The 12762-nt window shown below is 59.3% G+C and carries 12 protein-coding genes; all 12 read left to right on the top strand.

Annotation, left to right across the window (positions count from 1 at the left end; translation table 11 throughout):
- Positions 1-8 precede the first annotated feature (8 nt).
- The 12 genes from RYC18_RS22425 (at position 9) to RYC18_RS22370 (ending at position 12676) form a co-directional block, all read left to right on the top strand.
- Entirely contained in the window at positions 9-1223 is a 1215-nt protein-coding gene (locus RYC18_RS22425) for a sensor histidine kinase (RefSeq protein ID WP_005780439.1), read from the top strand.
- Positions 1223-2638 (top strand): sigma-54-dependent transcriptional regulator, encoded by a 1416-nt coding sequence (locus RYC18_RS22420; protein WP_004664453.1) that lies wholly within the window; start codon positions 1223-1225, stop codon positions 2636-2638. The genes RYC18_RS22425 and RYC18_RS22420 overlap by 1 nt, the downstream gene beginning before the upstream one ends.
- Positions 2639-2881: 243 nt before the next feature.
- Positions 2882-3211 carry a flagellar hook-basal body complex protein FliE gene (gene fliE, locus RYC18_RS22415; protein ID WP_002554293.1) on the top strand — a complete coding sequence of 110 codons (330 nt, stop codon included), beginning with the start codon at positions 2882-2884 and terminating at the stop codon, positions 3209-3211.
- Between the two features lie 15 nt (positions 3212-3226).
- Entirely contained in the window at positions 3227-5011 is a 1785-nt protein-coding gene (gene fliF, locus RYC18_RS22410) for a flagellar basal-body MS-ring/collar protein FliF (protein ID WP_002554292.1), read from the top strand.
- Positions 5004-6020: a flagellar motor switch protein FliG gene (fliG, locus tag RYC18_RS22405; RefSeq protein WP_002554291.1), complete on the top strand. Its 1017-nt coding sequence runs from the start codon at positions 5004-5006 to the stop codon at positions 6018-6020. Before fliF ends, fliG begins: the two co-directional genes overlap by 8 nt.
- Positions 6021-6035: 15 nt before the next feature.
- Positions 6036-6854: a flagellar assembly protein FliH gene (fliH, locus tag RYC18_RS22400; RefSeq protein ID WP_002554290.1), complete on the top strand. Its 819-nt coding sequence runs from the start codon at positions 6036-6038 to the stop codon at positions 6852-6854.
- A complete protein-coding gene (fliI, locus tag RYC18_RS22395; protein WP_004664459.1) occupies positions 6844-8202 on the top strand; it encodes a flagellar protein export ATPase FliI in 1359 nt (452 codons plus the stop codon). Before fliH ends, fliI begins: the two co-directional genes overlap by 11 nt.
- 6 nt (positions 8203-8208) lie before the next feature.
- Positions 8209-8658, top strand: a complete 450-nt coding sequence (fliJ, locus tag RYC18_RS22390) for a flagellar export protein FliJ (RefSeq protein ID WP_002554288.1) — start codon at positions 8209-8211, stop codon at positions 8656-8658.
- Positions 8659-8743: 85 nt separating this feature from the next.
- Positions 8744-9094: an STAS domain-containing protein gene (locus tag RYC18_RS22385; protein ID WP_002554287.1), complete on the top strand. Its 351-nt coding sequence runs from the start codon at positions 8744-8746 to the stop codon at positions 9092-9094.
- Positions 9051-10757, top strand: a complete 1707-nt coding sequence (locus tag RYC18_RS22380) for a fused response regulator/phosphatase (RefSeq protein ID WP_004664462.1) — start codon at positions 9051-9053, stop codon at positions 10755-10757. Before RYC18_RS22385 ends, RYC18_RS22380 begins: the two co-directional genes overlap by 44 nt.
- 33 nt (positions 10758-10790) lie before the next feature.
- On the top strand, positions 10791-11147 hold the full coding sequence (locus tag RYC18_RS22375; RefSeq protein ID WP_005731569.1) for an Hpt domain-containing protein: 357 nt from the start codon (positions 10791-10793) through the stop codon (positions 11145-11147).
- A gap of 125 nt (positions 11148-11272) precedes the next feature.
- The gene (locus RYC18_RS22370) at positions 11273-12676 is read left to right on the top strand and encodes a flagellar hook-length control protein FliK (RefSeq protein WP_005731570.1); all 1404 of its coding nucleotides are present in this window, start codon (positions 11273-11275) and stop codon (positions 12674-12676) included.
- Positions 12677-12762: the final 86 nt, after the last annotated feature.

The following is a 12762-nucleotide window of genomic DNA, read 5'->3' as shown; positions in this document are numbered from 1 at the left end:
GATGAACTATGTCCCAGGCCGCCCAACTGACTTCCGCCCTATCTGCTCAGGCTCAATACTCCCCGGAGCTGGAAAGTCGTCAGGGGCTTGAGCAGGCGTTCTCGCTGTTCAATCAAATGTCGGCGCAATTGACTGACTCCTATGGTCTGCTCGAAGCGCGTGTCACTGAACTCAAGGGCGAACTGGCCCATGCCGGTGCCCAGCGCCTGCAAGAGCTGGCGGAAAAAGAGCGGCTGGCCAACCGCCTGCAAAGCCTGCTTGATCTGCTTCCCGGTGGCGTAATCGTTATTGATGGCATGGGCGTGGTGCGCGAAGCCAATCCTGCGGCAATCGATCTGCTGGGCCAGCCCTTGCTGGGCATGCTCTGGCGTCACGTCATCAGTCGGTGTTTTGCCCCGCGTGAAGACGATGGCCACGAAGTCTCGCTCAAGGACGGCCGCAGGCTTTCCATTGCAACCCGCTCGCTGGACGCTGAACCCGGGCAGTTGGTGCTGCTTAATGACTTGACCGAAACCCGCCATCTCCAGGAGCAACTGGCGCGTCACGAGCGCTTGTCATCGCTGGGTCGGATGGTCGCTTCTCTGGCGCATCAGATTCGTACACCGTTGTCGGCCGCGATGATCTACGCCAGTCATCTGACCGAGCAGGAATTGCCGGTGGAAACCCAGCAGCGCTTTGCCGCACGGCTCAAGGATCGTCTGCATGAGCTCGAGCATCAGGTTCGCGACATGCTGGTGTTTGCCCGTGGCGAGTTGCCGCTGACGGATCGCCTGACGCCCGTTGCCTTGTTCCAGGCTTTGCAAAACGCTGCGGTCACCCATGTGCAGGGCGTACCGGTGCGTTGGCAGTGCGACAGTATTGAAGGCGAGTTGCTGTGCAATCGCGACACGTTGGTTGGTTCGTTGCTCAACCTGATTGAAAACGCCGTCCAGGCCAGTGCTGGCCGGACACTGCTGAAAGTTCATGTGTACAGCCGCGGCAATGTGTTGCGCATATGCTTCAGCGATAATGGCAGTGGTATGGACAAGGCTGCGCTGGCGCGTATCGGCGAGCCGTTTTTCACCACCAAGACCACCGGCACCGGGCTTGGTCTGGCTGTGGTGACGGCGGTGTCGCGTGCGCATCAGGGCGGCGTGCATTATCTGTCGCGGGTCGGTCGTGGCACCTGTGCAATTGTCAGCCTGCCATTGATTCCGGCTTCCGGCTCGATGGGTAACAACTGATGTCGATCAACGTGCTGTTGGTCGAGGACGACCGTTCGCTGCGCGAGGCACTTGGGGAAACCCTGGAATTGGCTGGCTATGGATACCAGGCGGTCGGCTCTGCTGAAGAGGCGTTGGTCGCAGCCGAGGCGCAACCGTTCAGTCTGGTGATCAGCGACGTCAACATGCCGGGCATGGACGGTCACCAGTTGCTGAGCCTGTTGCGCAGTCGGCATCCGCAACTGCCGGTATTGCTGATGACCGCTCACGGTGCCGTTGATCGCGCGGTCGATGCCATGCGTCAGGGCGCGGCCGATTATCTGGTCAAGCCTTTCGAACCCAAGGCCCTGATTGCATTGGTTGCACGACATGCACTGGGTCGTCTGGAGCCTGCCGAGCGCGACGGGCCGATTGCTGTTGAACCCGCCAGTATCCAGTTATTGAACCTGGCCAGCCGTGTGGCGAAGAGCGACTCCACTGTGCTCATCTCCGGTGAGTCCGGCACAGGCAAGGAAGTGCTGGCGCGTTTCATTCATCAAAATTCTCCGCGTGCCGATAAGCCTTTTATTGCGATCAACTGCGCTGCGATTCCGGACAATATGCTGGAAGCGACGCTGTTCGGTCATGAAAAGGGCTCGTTTACCGGCGCCATTGCCGCGCAGGCTGGCAAGTTCGAACAGGCTGACGGCGGGACAATCCTGCTTGACGAGATTTCCGAAATGCCACTGGGGCTGCAGGCCAAACTGTTGCGTGTGTTGCAGGAGCGGGAAGTCGAGCGCGTGGGTGCGCGCAAGCCGATCATTCTGGATATTCGCGTTGTGGCTACTACCAACCGCGATCTGGCAGGGGAAGTGGCGGCGGGGCGCTTTCGCGAAGATCTGTTTTATCGCCTGTCGGTATTTCCACTGGCCTGGCAGGCGCTGCGTCAAAGGACTGCCGATATTCTGCCACTGGCCGAGCGGCTTCTGGCCAAGCACGTCAATAAAATGAAGCACGCGCCGGTTCGTCTTTCTGCCGAGGCGCAGCAGTGTTTGGTCAGCTACCCCTGGCCTGGCAATGTGCGTGAGCTGGATAACGCCGTGCAGCGAGCATTGATTCTGCAGCAGGGCGGGGTGATACAGGCGCAGGATTTCTGTCTCTCCGGGCCGGTGACAAGTCTTCCAGCCGCTGCCGTGGTGGAGGCTGTGCCGTCTTTGCCTGTCACATCCTCGCCTGATAATGCAGGTGCTGGTGGCAATGCGGAGTCTGTCGGTGCCCTGGGTGATGACCTCAGGCGTCGCGAGTTTCAGATGATTATTGACACGCTGCGTGCGGAGCGCGGTCGTCGCAAGGAGGCCGCCGAGCGCCTGGGTATCAGCCCGCGTACCTTGCGTTACAAGCTGGCGCAGATGCGCGATGCCGGGATGGATGTGGAAGCCTATCTGTTCGCTACCTGAACCGGTGGCGCTGATCGGTGGTTGTGATCGCTGGTCACTGAATATTCGTATAAACGGCGCAAGCCGGAAATATCCGGATACCCCCATGAATACGGGAGGTCTGGAGTGATTTCATGTCGGGCAACATGGTATTCCCATTTGGTGTGGCAAATAGCCGCCATCTAGCTGGCACCGTTGTTGCTATGTCTTCTGTACCCGCTGAATCAGTGTCAAAAATTTGCGGGCCTTACGAGAGAAACGTCCATGAGCCAAGGTGTTGAATTTAATCGCTTGATGTTGGATATGCGGGCCATGCAGATGGATGCGATGTCTGCACCCAAGCCCGTGTCCGGCGCGCAGGAAGCCGGCGCCAGCAGCTTTGCCGACATGCTTGGCCAGGCCGTCAACAAGGTCGCGCAGACCCAGCAGGCCTCCAGCCAGTTGGCCAATGCATTTGAAATCGGCAAGAGCGGCGTGGATCTGACCGACGTCATGATTTCGTCGCAGAAAGCCAGCGTGTCTTTTCAGGCGTTGACCCAGGTGCGTAACAAGCTGGTTCAAGCTTATCAAGACATCATGCAGATGCCGGTTTAAGGGACGTACTGAGTCATGGCCGAAGCAACTGCCGATCCCGTTCCAGCAAGAGCGGGCGCTTCCGATAAGAAACCGTTGTTCGGTTTGTCTTTTCTGGAAAACCTTTCCGAAATGACCATGCTGCGTCAGATCGGCCTTATGGTCGGTCTTGCCGCGAGCGTGGCCATCGGCTTTGCCGTGGTGCTCTGGTCCCAGCAGCCTGACTATCGTCCGCTTTATGGCAGCCTGGCGGGCATGGACAGCAAGCAGATCATGGACACCCTGACTGCGGCGAATATCAACTACACCGTCGAACCCAATTCCGGCGCGTTGCTGGTCAAGTCCGATGATGTGCAGCGTGCGCGTATTCAGCTGGCGCAGGCAGGCGTGGTGCAGAACGACGCCAACATCGGTTTCGAAATCCTCGACAAGGATCAGGGCCTGGGGACCAGTCAGTTCATGGAAGCCACGCGCTATCGTCGTGGTCTGGAAGGCGAACTGGCACGTACCATCTCTGCCCTGAACAACGTCAAGGGTGCCCGTGTGCACCTGGCGATTCCGAAGAGTTCGGTGTTTGTCCGTGACGACCGCAAGCCAAGCGCTTCGGTACTGGTCGAGCTGTATGCTGGCCGCTCGCTGGAGCCCAGCCAGGTTATGGCCATTATCAACCTGGTGGCCACCAGTGTTCCCGAGCTGAGCAAGTCGCAGATCACGGTTGTCGACCAGAAGGGCGCTTTGCTGTCCGATCAGGCGGAAAACTCCGAACTGACCATGGCTGGCAAGCAGTTCGACTACAGCCGTCGCATGGAAGGCATGCTGACCCAGCGTGTGCAGAACATTCTGCAGCCGATTCTGGGCAACGATCGCTACAAGGCTGAAGTCTCGGCAGTAGTCGATTTCAGCGCCGTCGAATCGACCGCCGAAAGCTTCAACCCTGACCAGCCTGCCTTGCGCAGCGAGCAGTCGGTCAACGAACAGCGCTCCAGCAGTTCAAGCACGGGCGGCGTTCCGGGCGCGTTGAGCAACCAGCCGCCAGGTCCTGCGACGGCTCCGCAGAATGCAACGGCCGGTGCGGCCGGTGCTGCCGGCCCTATCGCTCCAGGCCAACCGCTGCTGGATGCCAATGGTCAACAGATCATGGACCCGGCGACCGGTCAGCCAGCGTTGGCTCCTTACCCTGCCGACAAACGCGTGCAGTCGACCAAGAATTTCGAGCTGGACCGTTCGATCAGTCACACCAAGCAGCAGCAGGGCCGTCTGACTCGTCTGTCAGTCGCGGTGGTAGTCGACGACATGGTCAAGACCAACGCCGCCAACGGCGAAGTCACCCGTGCTCCGTGGAGCGCGGCGGACCTGGCTCGCTTCACCCGTCTGGTGCAGGATGCCGTCGGTTTCGACGCCAGCCGCGGCGACAGCGTCAGCGTGATCAACGTGCCATTCTCCAGCGAGCGCGCTGAAGTGTTGCCAGAGGCGTCGTTCTACTCGCAGCCGTGGTTCTGGGACATCGTCAAACAGGCGGTGGGTGTGATCTTCATCCTGATCCTGGTGTTCGGCGTGTTGCGTCCGGTGTTGACCAACATCACCACCGGCAAGAGCAAGGAGCTGGCCGGTTTCGGTGGCGACGCCGAGCTGGGTGGCATGGGCGGCCTGGATGGTGAGTTGTCCAACGACCGCGTCAGTCTGGGTGGCCCGCAAAGTATTCTGCTGCCTAGCCCGACCGAGGGTTATGACGCACAGCTGAACGCAATCAAGAGCTTGGTGGCCGAAGATCCGGGTCGTGTGGCCCAGGTCGTGAAAGAGTGGATTAACACTGATGAATGATCGAGCCATGGTAGCCAAACTCTCCAAAGTCGAGAAAGCTGCAGTGTTGCTGCTTTCCCTCGGCGAAACCGACGCTGCTCAGGTGCTCCGGCACATGGGGCCCAAGGAAGTCCAGAAAGTGGGCGTAGCGATGGCTCAGATGCGCAATGTGCATCGCGAGCAGGTCGAAGAGGTCATGAGCGAGTTTGTCGACATCGTCGGCGACCAGACCAGCCTTGGCGTCGGTTCCGATGGCTATATCCGCAAGATGCTGACCCAGGCACTGGGCGAAGACAAGGCCAACGGCCTTATCGACCGGATCCTGCTGGGTGGCAACACCAGCGGTCTGGACAGCCTCAAGTGGATGGAGCCGCGTGCCGTCGCCGACGTGATCCGTTTCGAGCACCCGCAGATTCAGGCCATCGTGGTGGCGTATCTTGATGCTGACCAGGCGGGCGAGGTGCTTGGGCATTTCGACCACAAGGTCCGTCTGGATATCATCCTGCGCGTTTCCTCGCTCAATACGGTGCAGCCAGCAGCGCTCAAAGAGCTTAACCAGATTCTCGAGAAGCAGTTCTCCGGTAACGCCAACACGTCGCGTACCACCCTGGGTGGTATCAAGCGTGCAGCCGACATCATGAACTTCCTCGACAGTTCCATCGAAGGCGCGCTCATGGATTCGATCCGCGAGGTCGACGAAGACCTTTCGGTACAGATCGAAGACCTCATGTTTGTCTTCAACAACCTCTCCGACGTGGACGACCGCGGTATTCAGGCGCTGTTGCGCGAAGTATCCTCGGACGTGCTGGTACTGGCGCTGAAGGGCTCGGACGAGGCGATCAAGGAAAAAATCTTCAAGAACATGTCCAAGCGTGCCGCCGAACTGTTGCGCGACGACCTGGAAGCAAAAGGTCCGGTGCGTGTCAGCGATGTGGAAACCGCCCAGAAAGAAATCCTCACCATTGCGCGTCGTATGGCCGAGGCCGGCGAGATCGTACTCGGTGGCAAGGGTGGCGAGGAAATGATCTAAGGATTCAGCCGACTCATGTCCAGTTCCAATAAAGAATCGGCCAGCGACCTCATTCGCGCCAAGGACGCCGGGTTACTCGATATCTGGTCGTTGCCCAGCTTCGATCCACATGTGGAACCCGAGCCTGAGCCCGAACCGGAACCGGTCGATGAACCGGCCGAGATGGAAGAAGTACCGCTGGACGAAGTTCAGCCGTTGACCCTGGAGGAGCTGGAAAGCATCCGCCAGGAGGCGTGGAACGAAGGCTTCGCCACCGGTGAAAAGGAAGGCTTTCACAGCACCCAGCTAAAAGTGCGCCAGGAAGCGGAAGTCGTTCTTGCGGCCAAGGTCGCCAGCCTGGAACAACTGATGGGCCACCTGTTGGCACCTATCGCCGAGCAGGACACACAGATCGAAAAGGCCGTCATTCATCTGGTCGAGCACATCGCGCGGCAGGTCATTCAGCGCGAACTGGTCACTGATTCCGGGCAGATCGCCAGCGTGTTGCGCGATGCCCTCAAGCTATTGCCGATGGGCGCGCAGAACCTGCGAATTTTCATCAATCCTCAGGACTTCCTGCTGGTCAAGGCCATGCGCGAGCGTCATGAAGAGTCGTGGAAAATAGTCGAAGACGAAGACTTGCTGCCGGGTGGTTGCCGTATCGAAACCGAGCACAGTCGTATTGATGCCAGTGTCGAAACGCGAATCGCCCTGGCTATTTCCAAAATGCATGATCAGTTGCATGAGCAGGTGACGCATCCGGCTGCGGCGGACCTCAGCGTCGAGCTGGAGGCTGCGCCCGGCAAGGCTTCCAGTGCAGCCGAATCTGACGCGGACACGCTCGATGCGCCTTGATCGCACCAGTTTCGGCAAGCGCCTCGGCTCCTACGCCGAGTCGATCAGTCTGCCTGCCCAGCCCGTTGTAGAGGGCCGCCTGCTGCGTATGGTTGGCCTGACACTAGAGGCCGAGGGCCTGCGTGCTGCGATGGGCAGCCGTTGTGTGGTCATCAACGATGACAGTCATCACCCGGTTGAAGTCGAAGCCGAAGTGATGGGGTTTTCTGGCGGCAAGGTGTTTCTTATGCCGGTCGGCAGCGTGGCGGGCATTGCGCCCGGTGCGCGGGTCGTGCCACTGGCCGATACCGGTCGCCTGCCAATGGGCATGAGCATGCTGGGCCGTGTGCTTGACGGCGCGGGCCGGCCGCTGGACGGCCGCTCGCCGATCAAGGCTGAAGACTGGGTGCCAATGGATGGCCCGACCATCAACCCACTCAAGCGTGACCCCATCAGCCAGCCGCTGGATGTCGGCATTCGCTGCATCAACGGTTTATTGACGGTTGGCCGCGGTCAGCGTCTGGGGTTGTTTGCCGGTACCGGTGTGGGCAAGAGTGTGCTGCTGGGCATGATGACGCGCTTCACCGAGGCGGACATCATCGTCGTCGGCCTGATCGGTGAGCGGGGTCGTGAGGTCAAGGAGTTCATCGAGCACATTCTTGGCGAAGAGGGCCTGAAGCGCTCGGTGGTGGTTGCATCGCCAGCCGATGATGCGCCGCTGATGCGGCTGCGCGCTGCCATGTATTGCACGCGAATCGCCGAATACTTTCGTGACAAGGGCAAGAATGTCCTGCTGCTGATGGACTCGCTGACCCGTTTTGCTCAGGCTCAGCGGGAAATCGCCCTGGCCATTGGCGAGCCGCCAGCCACCAAAGGCTACCCGCCCTCTGTGTTCGCCCGGTTGCCCAAGCTGGTGGAGCGCGCAGGCAATGCCGAGGCGGGTGGTGGTTCTATCACGGCCTTTTACACGGTGCTGTCGGAAGGCGATGACCAGCAGGACCCGATTGCCGACTCCGCGCGTGGTGTGCTCGACGGTCACATCGTGCTGTCCCGGCGTCTGGCTGAAGAAGGCCATTACCCGGCCATCGATATCGAAGCCTCCATCAGTCGGGTCATGCCTGCGGTGGTCAGCCCCGAGCACATGGCGCGTGCGCAGCATTTCAAACAGTTGTGGTCGCGCTATCAGCAGACTCGCGACCTTATTAGCGTGGGTGCCTATGTGGCGGGTGGTGATCGCGAGACCGACATGGCGATTGCGTTGCACCCGGTGTTGGTGCGCTATCAGCGCCAGGGCCTGCGAGACAACGAAAGCATGCAAGGCAGTGGCGAGGCGCTGGCGTCTATATTCGCACCGGCACCTGGCGGCTGATAGCTTATGGCTCAGAGTCGAGCGGCGCGTCTTGCGCCAGTGGTCGAGATGGCGGAAGCCGCCGAGCGAACGGCGGCTCAGCGGCTTGGGCATTTTCAGGGGCAGGTCAATCTGGCCAACAACAAGCTGCAGGAGCTTGACCAGTTTCGTCAGGATTATCAGCAGCAATGGTTGCAACGCGGCAGTGCCGGGGTTTCCGGGCAGTGGTTACTGGGTTATCAGCGCTTTCTCAGCCAGCTCGATGTCGCCGTTGCCCAGCAATACAAAAGCCTTGAGTGGCACAAGGCCAATCTCGATAGGGCGCGGAGCGCCTGGCAGGATTGTTACGCGCGGGTCGAAGGCTTGCGTAAGCTGGTGCAGCGTTATATGGATGAAGCACGCAGGCTGGAGGATAAGCGGGAGCAGAAATTGCTCGACGAGTTGTCGCAGCGTCTGCCTCGTCACGAACAATTCTGACGTTTGACCCAATCAGACCCGCGGTGATTTCTCTGGCTGGTCTACGCTATCAATGTCTCGGTGATGAAACACCTCGAGGTTCCCCATGACAGTCACTTCCGAACGCTCTGCCGATGGCCAGACGCTGACCCTTTACATCGAAGGGCGCTTTGATTTTCAATCCCATCAGGCGTTTCGCGCAGCCTACGAGGATTACCCGCAGACGCTGAACTATGTAGTCGACTTGCGGGGCACGCATTACCTGGACAGTTCTGCGCTGGGGATGCTGTTGCTGTTGCGCGACCATGCCGGTGGCGATAAAGCGGTGGTGCACCTTGTCAATTGCACGCCTGATGTACTGAAGATTCTGGCTATTTCCAATTTCTCGAAGTTGTTCGAACTGAGCATACCCAGTGCAGTCATCCCCGAAAAAACTGTGCATTCTGATCGCCGATGACAGTGCCAGTGACCGGTTGCTGCTTTCAACCATCGTTGCGCGGCAGGGCCATAGGGTTCTCAGTGCTGGCAATGGTGTCGAGGCTGTGGCCATCTTCAAGGCTGAAAGTCCGCAGTTGATTCTGATGGACGCCATGATGCCGGTCATGGATGGTTTTGAAGCTGCGCGACGGATCAAGGCGATGAGTGGTGAGTCGCTGGTGCCGATCATCTTCCTCACCTCGCTGACTGAAGGTGAGGCGCTTGCACGCTGCCTGGACGCCGGTGGCGACGACTTCATGTCCAAGCCTTACAACCCGCTGGTGCTGGCCGCCAAGCTCAATGCCATGAACCGCTTGCGGGTATTGCACGAAACTGTCCGTCAACAACGTGACCAGATCAGCAAACACCACGATTACCTGCTCAACGAGCAGCGTGTCGCCAAGGCGGTGTTCGATCAGATTGCCCATGCCGGTTGCCTGGGGGCCGGCAATATCCGCTACTTGCAGTCTCCTTATGCCTTGTTCAACGGCGACCTGATGCTGGCCGCCTACACGCCGGCCGGGCACATGCAGGTGCTGCTTGGGGATTTCACCGGGCATGGCTTGCCGGCTGCCGTCGGGGCGATGCCACTCGCCGAGGTATTCTACGGCATGACGGCCAAGGGCTACGGCCTGGTTGAAATCCTTCGTGAAATGAACGCCAAGCTCAAGCGTATCCTCCCTGTCGACATGTTCTGTTGTGCAACGCTGCTTTGTATCAACCTTGCACAACGGCAGGTCGAGGTCTGGAGCGGTGGCTTGCCGGACGGTTACCTGTTGCGCGGCGCGCAGGGTGAGCATGTGCCGCTGGCTTCCAGTCACTTGCCATTGGGTGTGCTGAGTGTTGATGCTTTCGATGCACGCACCGATGTCTATCCGTTGGCGCCGGGCGATCGCATCTTCCTGTTGTCCGACGGGGTGCTCGACACCAGCAACAGTAATGACGAACTGTTCGGTGCGCAGCGTTTGCGCCAGGTGCTTTCTGCCAACCGCGAGCCGCACTTGCTGATCGAGGAAATTCTCGAAGCGCTCAACGATTTTGGCGGCAAGGCACGTGACGATGTCAGTTTGCTGGAAATCAGTGCCGTCGATGAGCCATTGCAGAGTCTGCCTGCCCTGACCTATTCGGACAGCGGTGCCTCCAGCCCACTGGACTGGTCGGCCAGCTTCGAGTTTCGCGCTTCGACCCTGAGGCGCTTCAACCCGTTGCCATACGTCTTGCAGTTGCTGCTTGAAGTTCATGGACTGCGCAATCAGGGTGCTGCATTGCACATGGTGCTCGGCGAGCTTTATAGCAATGCGCTGGAACATGGTGTACTAGGGCTGGATTCGGCGCTCAAGCATGATGCAGCAGGTTTCGCCCTGTATTATCAGCAGCGCGCCGAGCGTCTTGGCATGCTTCAGACCGGGTTTATCCGCGTGACTGTGCGGGTCGAGCCGGTCGCAGCGGGTGGTCGGCTGACCCTCAGCGTGGAGGACAGTGGTCAGGGATTTGATATTGAAAAAGTCCGGATGCAGATACCTGCGGGCAATGAGCTGTATGGTCGCGGGCTCCGCCTGGTGTGTGAATTGAGTCGTGAGGCTCGATGGTCCGCGGATGGCAGGACGGCCTGCGTGGAATTTTCCTGGGAGGGAGTGGCATAATCCCCCCTGGAGTCTTGATCAAGGAGTGAACAAGTGTCGATTCATCTGGATTACAGCGTGCTGAATGCCTTGCAGGAAGTCATGGAGGACGAATATCCGACCTTGCTGGATGTGTTCCTCAAGGATTCCGAGCAGCGTATCGCGCAACTGCGTCTTGCTGTTCAAGTCAGCCATCCTGACTTTCAGGAATTGAGCCTCACCGCGCACAGTTTCAAGGGCAGCAGCGCCAATATGGGTGCCTTGCAACTTTCCGAGTTGTGTCGTCAGTTGGAAGAGCAGTCCCGTCAGCAGTTGTTCACAGGTCTGACAGAGTTGATCGGTAAAATCGACAGCGAATACATGACTATTCGCGGTTTGTTTAACGCAGAGCGGCAGTTGTTTGTCAGCTGATCACTGATTTCCAGATCCCCGATCTTCCTTTATTCGGCAACCTTTGAAGTGGGTGTGGAAGGTTGGCCCGCATATTGCTCAGTGTTCTGGTAAGGCGATAACCAGCAGCTTATGCGGAGACCGAAATGCCCCTCGCTACCAATGCGCTTCTTCAGGCCACAAGCACTGCGACCTCAAGGTCCGGTACGGCCAATAATGCGGTCAAGTCTGCTGACAGCAGCAAAGACGGGGCCTCCAGCTTTTCCAATGTGTATGCCAAACAGGCGAAGGATGCCGTTCCGTCGCGTGATGATGCGCCGGTCAAGCCGGCTCGCGACAAGGCTGCGCCTGACAAGGACAAGGTCGCCGCCGGCAAGGACAAGCCTGCCAGTGATCAGGCCAATGCCGCTGACACGTCGAGTGTTGCCGATAGCGGCAATGATTTGCCAACCCGATCGACTGCCGCTGAGGATGATGCTGCCAGTGCCGGTTCAAAGCAGGATGATGCACAGGCATCTGCCGACTCTGCATTGACTGAAGGGCTGGCGATTGTCGATCCGGTGCTTGACCCGGCGTTGCAGGCGATGGCTGCTCAAGCGCCTGCGTTGCCGGTCGCCAGACCACAAAGCCCTGACGCCACGGCTGCGCCCGTAGCTACCGTGCTCACGGTCACTCAGGCTGCTCCGCCCGCAGCGACTGAAGAAGCATTCAATCCGGACGCCGATCCGCTTGATGGTCTGGATGCAGTGCAATTGGCGCTGGAGAATGCCAACGCCAAAACGCAGCTGGCTGCGCAGAATACCCATGCTGCCAACAAAGCAACGCCGACCAACGCAGAGGCCGATCCAAACCAGAATCTCGTCAATAACCTGTCGGCCCTGAGCGAGCAGCTTCCCTCGGAAGAGAGCAGCACGGAAAGCAGTGACAAGTCGTTCAGCGGCTTGATCGGCGAAGGACTGAAAGATGTCAAAAGCGCCGCGGGCGACACGCGCGTCGACAACTTTGCCGATCGCCTCGCTGCGCTGAGCCAGGCCGCGCAACCGGCCCGTGTTGCGGCAGCGCCTGCCGCAGCGCCGTTGATGAATCAGCCGTTGGCCATGCACCAAAGCGGCTGGACCGAAGGCATTGTCGACCGCGTCATGTACCTGTCGAGCCAGAACCTCAAAACCGCCGATATCAAGCTGGAGCCCGCCGAACTCGGACGTCTGGACATTCGCATCAACATGGCACCTGAGCAGCAGACCCAGGTAACGTTCATGAGCGCCCATATGGGCGTGCGTGACGCACTGGAAAGCCAGATGTCGAGGTTGCGTGAGTCGTTCGTTCAGCAGGGGCTTGGCAACGTCGACGTCAACGTTTCCGACCAGTCGCAACAGCAGGCCCAGCAACAGGCTCAAGAGCAGGCCAGCCGTGCCCAGCGCAACGGTCGTGGCAATGGCGTGAGCTCAGGCGACACTCCGGATGAAATTGCAGGCGTCGATGCCGCTGTTCCGGTCAGCCAGCCGGCTGCGCGCGTGATCGGCAGCAGCGAGATCGATTATTACGCGTGATGCTCCTTGCCTCACATGGCAGCCGCGACGCGAAGTCATGCCTTGTCTGCTAGTTGTTAAGGCAGAAATGCTTTTCGATCCCGATG

The organism is Pseudomonas syringae group sp. 247E2, assembly GCF_032587795.1.
GTDB classification, from domain to species: Bacteria; Pseudomonadota; Gammaproteobacteria; order Pseudomonadales; family Pseudomonadaceae; genus Aquipseudomonas; species Aquipseudomonas amygdali.
Note: the sequence above shows the minus strand (reverse complement) of the source record. Positions and strands in the feature narration are given on the sequence as shown.

What these genes read in the sequence shown, in the direction of transcription:
- RYC18_RS22425 (WP_005780439.1), top strand. Translation starts at nt 9, where the DNA reads ATGTCCCAGGCCGCCCAACTGACTTCCGCCCTATCTGCTCAGGCTCAA.
- RYC18_RS22420 (WP_004664453.1), top strand. Translation starts at nt 1,223, where the DNA reads ATGTCGATCAACGTGCTGTTGGTCGAGGACGACCGTTCGCTGCGCGAG.
- fliE (WP_002554293.1), top strand. Translation starts at nt 2,882, where the DNA reads ATGAGCCAAGGTGTTGAATTTAATCGCTTGATGTTGGATATGCGGGCC.
- fliF (WP_002554292.1), top strand. Translation starts at nt 3,227, where the DNA reads ATGGCCGAAGCAACTGCCGATCCCGTTCCAGCAAGAGCGGGCGCTTCC.
- fliG (WP_002554291.1), top strand. Translation starts at nt 5,004, where the DNA reads ATGAATGATCGAGCCATGGTAGCCAAACTCTCCAAAGTCGAGAAAGCT.
- fliH (WP_002554290.1), top strand. Translation starts at nt 6,036, where the DNA reads ATGTCCAGTTCCAATAAAGAATCGGCCAGCGACCTCATTCGCGCCAAG.
- fliI (WP_004664459.1), top strand. Translation starts at nt 6,844, where the DNA reads ATGCGCCTTGATCGCACCAGTTTCGGCAAGCGCCTCGGCTCCTACGCC.
- fliJ (WP_002554288.1), top strand. Translation starts at nt 8,209, where the DNA reads ATGGCTCAGAGTCGAGCGGCGCGTCTTGCGCCAGTGGTCGAGATGGCG.
- RYC18_RS22385 (WP_002554287.1), top strand. Translation starts at nt 8,744, where the DNA reads ATGACAGTCACTTCCGAACGCTCTGCCGATGGCCAGACGCTGACCCTT.
- RYC18_RS22370 (WP_005731570.1), top strand. Translation starts at nt 11,273, where the DNA reads ATGCCCCTCGCTACCAATGCGCTTCTTCAGGCCACAAGCACTGCGACC.